This window comes from Mesorhizobium sp. M2A.F.Ca.ET.067.02.1.1 (assembly GCF_004023285.1).
GTDB lineage: Bacteria > Pseudomonadota > Alphaproteobacteria > Rhizobiales > Rhizobiaceae > Mesorhizobium.
On sequence record NZ_RZSB01000353.1, the window covers coordinates 1 to 6062 of the forward strand.

Annotated in this window: 3 protein-coding genes and 3 pseudogenes; 4 read left to right on the forward strand and 2 right to left on the reverse strand. The window is 54.8% G+C overall.

What is annotated here, in order from left to right:
* Both EOA28_RS39580 and EOA28_RS21840 read right to left on the reverse strand, forming a co-directional pair.
* The coding region (locus EOA28_RS39580) for a hypothetical protein (protein WP_210214952.1) at positions 1-375 on the reverse strand (375 nt) is incomplete at its 3' end.
* A 491-nt stretch (positions 376-866) separates the two neighbouring features.
* Positions 867-1910 (reverse strand): annotated as a pseudogene (locus tag EOA28_RS21840) (Tn3 family transposase).
* Between the two features lie 909 nt (positions 1911-2819).
* Between EOA28_RS21840 and EOA28_RS21850 the strand changes: the two are divergent.
* The 4 genes and pseudogenes from EOA28_RS21850 to EOA28_RS21870 all read left to right on the forward strand — a co-directional run.
* Positions 2820-3830, forward strand: a complete 1011-nt coding sequence (locus EOA28_RS21850) for an L-histidine N(alpha)-methyltransferase (RefSeq protein ID WP_128315247.1) — start codon at positions 2820-2822, stop codon at positions 3828-3830.
* A gap of 1142 nt (positions 3831-4972) precedes the next feature.
* A pseudogene (locus tag EOA28_RS21860) lies at positions 4973-5149 on the forward strand (IS21 family transposase); the annotation flags it as partial.
* A 9-nt stretch (positions 5150-5158) separates the two neighbouring features.
* A pseudogene (locus tag EOA28_RS21865) lies at positions 5159-5684 on the forward strand (IS66 family transposase); the annotation flags it as partial.
* Between the two features lie 144 nt (positions 5685-5828).
* Positions 5829-6062, forward strand: a 234-nt coding sequence (locus EOA28_RS21870; RefSeq protein WP_148670794.1) for a transposase, incomplete at its 3' end; no start/stop codon positions are given.

Consider the following 6062-nt stretch of genomic DNA (forward strand, 5'->3'; position numbering starts at 1 on the left):
GTGCACGGAAAAAGCGTCCTTTCCGTTCGGAAGAGGCGACTTGGCGTGCTGCGAAAAGAAATCACGAACCAGCTTTTCATGCGTCATTGCAGCCTCACTTAATCGAATGCCGGCGACCAGGGCACGGGATAGGTCGTCATGCCGTTGTGCAAAATGTATGAAAGATCCACAAACCTTCTCATGTTGCTGAACCCTCGGCGGCGTTTGCTTGCCCATGCGTGCTGGCGCGATGTATGCAATTAGATAGGAAATCGCTTCCAGAGCGATTTCTCCATTGACACATATTCGGCATGTTTGTTCGTGAAGATCGAGCTGGTCGCTTCCAGTAAGGCCGAGGAGACAAAGTTGTCTGAAGCGCGCATGGCGGATCTCCACGCGGGGTGCGCGTTGCGCCCCTGAGTTTCACCGTTTGCATAGAAGGCATCATCTCGTCCATCAGGCTTCCTTTGGCCAATTGCTTGGCAATACACGGGACCGCTTTCTGCCATCCGCCGCCGGCTGCTCCTGCTTGCTCGCCAAAAGGGACAGTTCAAAAGTCATGCCAACTGAGCAGAAAGAGCGTTAGAGAATGTTCTGCATATTTTTCAAAGCCTTATCGAGAATGCATCGGCAGCTCAGCCGAATGCCACCGCGTCAGGAACTCGACAAAACGATGGTAGTGTCGGCACCCGCGTTTTTCCAAAAATAGGGGCAGGATTTCTCCGCGGGGAACGGAAGTCACGCGTCATTTAACCCGTTTCGACGTATCCGATGTCCGACTGCGGTTTCAATGATGATAGGTCGCCGAGAATTGAACATCACCCGTCTCGATCTCGCGCAGGCTCGCTGATCCGGACAGTTGTCCGAACAACAGCGCCAGGAATTGGTCATTGCTGGTCTGCCGCCGCACGCGGTGATCGGCTTTGTGCTTGTCGATAAGCTGGTCGAACAGGCCCCATGGAACGTGCTTCAGAAGGGCATGAAAAGCGCGATTGGGGTGACGACGAGGTTGAGGCCGGACGCGCGGAACGCCTGGCTTTCGAACGCTCGGTCCCGGATCTCACCGCGCTCGCGGAAGAAGACGGCGCGCTTCAGCTTATCCGCCGCCTTACCCTTGTTGAGGCCGGCCTGGCAACGCCGGCGGAGCGCTGGACTTGAGTACCATTCGATCATGAACAGCGATCGCTCGATTCGGCTGAGTTCGCCCTTGCGAGTTGGCTTTCCTTCGGTGATGCTGACAGCTTCTTCAGGATCGTTGACGGCACGACTGATCGCGTCGTGATCGACGCCACCAGATGAAGAAGATCGTCCCAGTGGTCGAGAATAAGCGTGGTGTTGATCGGCGCTCCGATGTGGTTCGACAGCGCCGGGTAGGCATCATTTTTCTCGAAGGTGTGGAACTTCCGATCTTTGAGATTGCGCAGCCGAGGCGCAAAGCGCTTGCCGATCAGAGCGAACAACCCGAACACGTGATCGCTCACGCCGCCAGTGTCCGTGAAGTGCTCCTGGATGTCGAGGATTGTGTCCTGGTCGAATAGCCCATCGAGCACATAGGCAGCCTCGCTTTCGGTCGGGCTGATGGGCAGAATGCTGAAGTAGCCGTATTGATCGGAAAGATGGCTGTAGAATTTTGATCCTGGTTCGCTGCCGTAATGCAAATTGATGTCGCCGCGCTTTGCGGCTCGGTCGCTCGCGCGGAAGAATTGGCCATCGGACGATGAGGTTGTTCCGTTGCGATCGTCTGGGTACCGCGCCGCGAAAACGAAACAAGCGCCAGGTGAGCCTCGATGATCCCCCGAGACTACCCTGTGTTTGTCACAATCCTGACACCGTTGGCCCACTTTGAGTTGCCAACCCAAGGTGATCGATTGCACACGAGAAAGCAACGTGACAATGGCGAGGACCGGCGCCGTTGTATCGTCGCTGTGCATGGGGCACCATCATCGCCTCGCCGGCGAGGCCTCCGAGCTCGATCCCGGCAAGCTCGCCGACGAAGCCCGCTTCGACGGCATCACCGTACTCCAGGACCAACGCCAGGATCACGCCGCTGCGGGCCGTCCTGCGCTATCGCGACCTGCTCCAGGTGCAGACCCTGTTCCAGACGGCCAAGGCCAGCTCCGACACAAGGCCCGTTTTCCACCAATCCGACGCCGCCATCCGCGGCCATTTTCTATTCGTTCCTGGCGCTGACGCTGGCCAAGCAACTCATGCGCCAGTGTGAGGGAAAAGGGTCTCAAGCCGGAATGGCAGCCGCTCCTTAATGATCGATCACCTGCAACAGGCCGCCATCGAGAAGGACGGCAAGGGCCATAACCACCCGGACGCACGTGACCGGTCAGGTCGGCAACGTGTTCAAGGCCGCAGGCATCGCGCTGCCACCCAATCTCGAATCAATCCATCCGCAAAATGTAGTGGAACACCCAGATGCTGGCGGCCATCTTATTGATATAACTGGACCTTTCCAAACATACTGTTCAAGTCGGGTCAAAGGCGCAACCCCTTTAGCGTCATCGTCAGCATCCTGGCTTGAGCCGCCATAGGCCGCAAAATCGGCGCTCAAAATTTGGGGTGGGTAATAACACGACACCCACTGCCCGGTCTGTCGACTACGGGACACAACGGTCCTAGCCAAGCTGACGCCGCTCTCCGGTTAAGTCACTGAACCAACAATTAAAAAGAATTTCCAACGCTCCGTCAGCACCGTTGGCACGACTTTTGAAGTCCTTCTTCGTGAGGCAGCGGCCGCTCCCGACTTCACGTCGCTAGGGGCAACGGCCAATAAACATATCGGCTCTTATCCGTCGGCCAGTACACCGTTTTATTTTAGTGGAGCTATCTATATGGCACAAGATCACCCTGGCACGGCCGCAGTGGCGACAGGCAATAAATATGAAATCATCGGCTTGGACGTCCCTGAAGAAACGTTGTTCAACGGCGATCTCTTGGTGGCGTCCCTGTCGGAATCCCCGCGTAGGGTGAATTCTATATACTATTATGACGACACTGGGTCATTGTTGTTTGAACGGCTATGTACCGAAAAAACCTACTACTTGTTCAGAACAGAACGAGATATCCTGGCCGAGTACGCGAAGGATATCGCTGAAACAACAGGCTCTGTCTTTCTCGTGGAACTTGGGTCCGGGAACGCCGAGAAAACAACTCTGCTGATTGATGCTTATGCTAGGTCGCATGGCCTGACCTCTTACGCCGCCGTCGACATCAATCGCTCCATTTTGGAGAGAGCGGCTGAAAACATTCTATCAGTGTCGCCGGATTTGAATTTTTTGGGGGTTGTCGGGACTTACCAAGCCGGACTCGCAGAGGTTAAGAACCTCGCCGCTCCGAAGCTTTTAATTTGTCTCGGCAGCACGATCGGCAATATGCACAACGACGAGTTGGATAATCTGCTCCTATCGGCTCGCTCGTCCTTAACCCATGGCGATTATTTTTTGGTCGGGATAGATTTGGACAAAGAAACAACAATGCTCGAAGCAGCGTACAACAATCAAACTGCAATCCTAGCAAACCTGTGCGTTCTGCAGCATTTGAACTGGCGTTTCGGCGCAAATTTTCAGATATTCCAGTTTAGGCATCTCTCTGTTCACAATAAAGATCTACATCGCATGGAGAGTTATTTAGAGTCCACGCAAAATCAGTTAATAACTATTGATAAACTGCAATTTTCCTTCGATTTATCTAAAGGTGAATTGATTCTTACGGAAATAATGAACAAGGTGAAAGTGTGCGATTTTAGTAATATGCTTAGCCAATTTGGGTTTCGACGAGTCCAGCATTGGACTGATTTGCAAGAGCGATATGCATTGGTGTTGTGTCGGCTTGTGGATAGCTGATTGATAAGGTTTCAAGCAATTCTGAGGAGAACTGTGACGAATGACGGCGGAACACCGGTACGGAGCTACTGTCGGTCTACCGAGAGATGTTCAGCGAAGCGAAGGACCTTAAGTAATCCTTGATGCACACCGCCGATTCATTTATCCGTTGGCCTCGGGGAAGGTCTCCCTTTAGCGGGTTAGGACAGAGGTGAGCGCCGATAACTAGATGGGGCGATGTGGACTCGTCTAGCGCAACTAGGCGATCAAGCGCTGCGGGACCGAAGTGCTCATTCGTGCCCATAGTAAGCAGTACAGAAGAAGGTCGAATTCAATGGTCGGAGCAATAGTTGATCAGCGCAGCCACATATGCGTAAGGAATGTTCCTAAAAAAGGACGAGGCGTATTTGCTAATGTCCCGTTCAAAATCGGCGAGCTAATTGAACAATCTCCGACTTGGGGATTTATGAGATCGGATGAAAACCTACTAGAGCGCACAGGTCTGTTCAATTACTACTTTGTTAGACCGTCACCTAGCCCTGTAACGACTCAAATCTCCGGGTATGTTGTTTTCGGGCTGATCTCGATAGTGAACCACTCATCAAACCCGAATTCACAAATATTATGGATCGATGAAGACACTGGCACATGGGCAAGAATCGTCGCATTAAAGGACATAGAAGTTGGCGAAGAGATAACGCACAGATATGCTAATATAAACGATTATCCGAAGACGATTAAATTTGTAGAATAGCCGCCTATTTTGTTTAATACCGCTGCTAACCGACGAATATGCAAAGCAGGAGTGGGATGGCTGCCTCGAAGTTTTGGCACGGCTGGCAAATCAGCCTTGGTGCAGCGGCGAAAGCGGAGCGGTTCTTTCATGATGTATCACGGTATGGCCGGGATCCAGTGGCGCCGTCCAAGATTTCGACGACAATCATCTGGCCGCCGTGACGACAGGCCGGGTATTGACCGTTGGCAGCAACTGCTCGCCGTCCCCGATGCCATCACTTCAATCGGAAAGCGGGAGCGGGCTCCATGTCGGTCAAATTCCATGACTCCTAGTATAACCCAACTCCAGGGGCTGCCTCACAAGGCCTTGCCGATGCAAATCCAGTGTCATCATCATCTCCCCGATCTTGATCACCGAAATCCACCTCCTCGGCTTCAGCCGCTTGATCTGGGCACGCTTCGTGGTCCACCAGGATCTACGGGCGCTTCTACGTTCTCATGCCGCCGCCTTCGAGGCGCTGGGCGGCGCTCCTCGCGAAGTGCTTTACGATCGTATGAAGACGGCTGTGATCGGCGAAGGTGAGGCCGGCGGCATCGTCTACAACCGTATGCCCCGTGATGACCGACCATGAATGGCGGCGACCCGCCGGGCGTCGGCTATGTCTACGCACCCGACCGGAAGGCCGAGCGTCCAATTGCCCATCTCGCCGGCTTCACTGGAATCCTTCAGGGCAGACGGCTATGGCGGCTATCGCGTGCTGGCTGAAAAGAGCGGTGTTACGCTCGACTTCTGCTGGGCACACGTGCGCCGACGCTTCTATGAACTGGCGGCAGCCGGTCCCGCGCCGATCGCCAGTGAGGCGCTGAGACGGATCGCCGAGCTCTACAAGATCGAGGACGGCATCCGCGGCCGATCGGCCGAGGAGCGCCGTGCGACGCGTCAGGAAAATAGCCGCGCTATCATCGCCGATCTCGAACCCTGGCTGCGCGAAAAGCTCGGCTTGATCAGCCGAAACCAAGCTCGCCGAGGCGATCCGCTACATGCTCGCGCGTTGGGAAGGCCTCTCGCGCTTCCTTGACGACGGCCGCATTGAGATCGACAGCAACGTGGTCGAGCGCTCCATCCGTCCGATTGCGATGCGTGAGTCATTATGCACTCCCTCGTCAAGTATCTGTAAACATTGGAAGCGTGTCTACGTTGTAAGCGGTGTTTCCGAACCACCTTTCGGGAGTGGTCGCGATCTGTGAGGTTGCCGATCCTGTATTGGGATCGGAGATCGGCTTGTGTCTGGACTTGACCTTACGCTTGACCCGGAGCGGCAGCTTCGGCGTTTCGAGGTGATCAACGGTGCCGGCGGTCGGCGTCACTGGTCGGTGGATGACAAGGCGCGGATCATCGCGGAGACGCTGGAGCCGAACGCAATCATTTCCGAGGTCGCCCGTCGGTATGGCCTTAGGCCGCAGCAGGTCTTCGCCTGGCGCCGCGAAGCGCGCAAACAGGCCGCTTCGGTGCAGCAA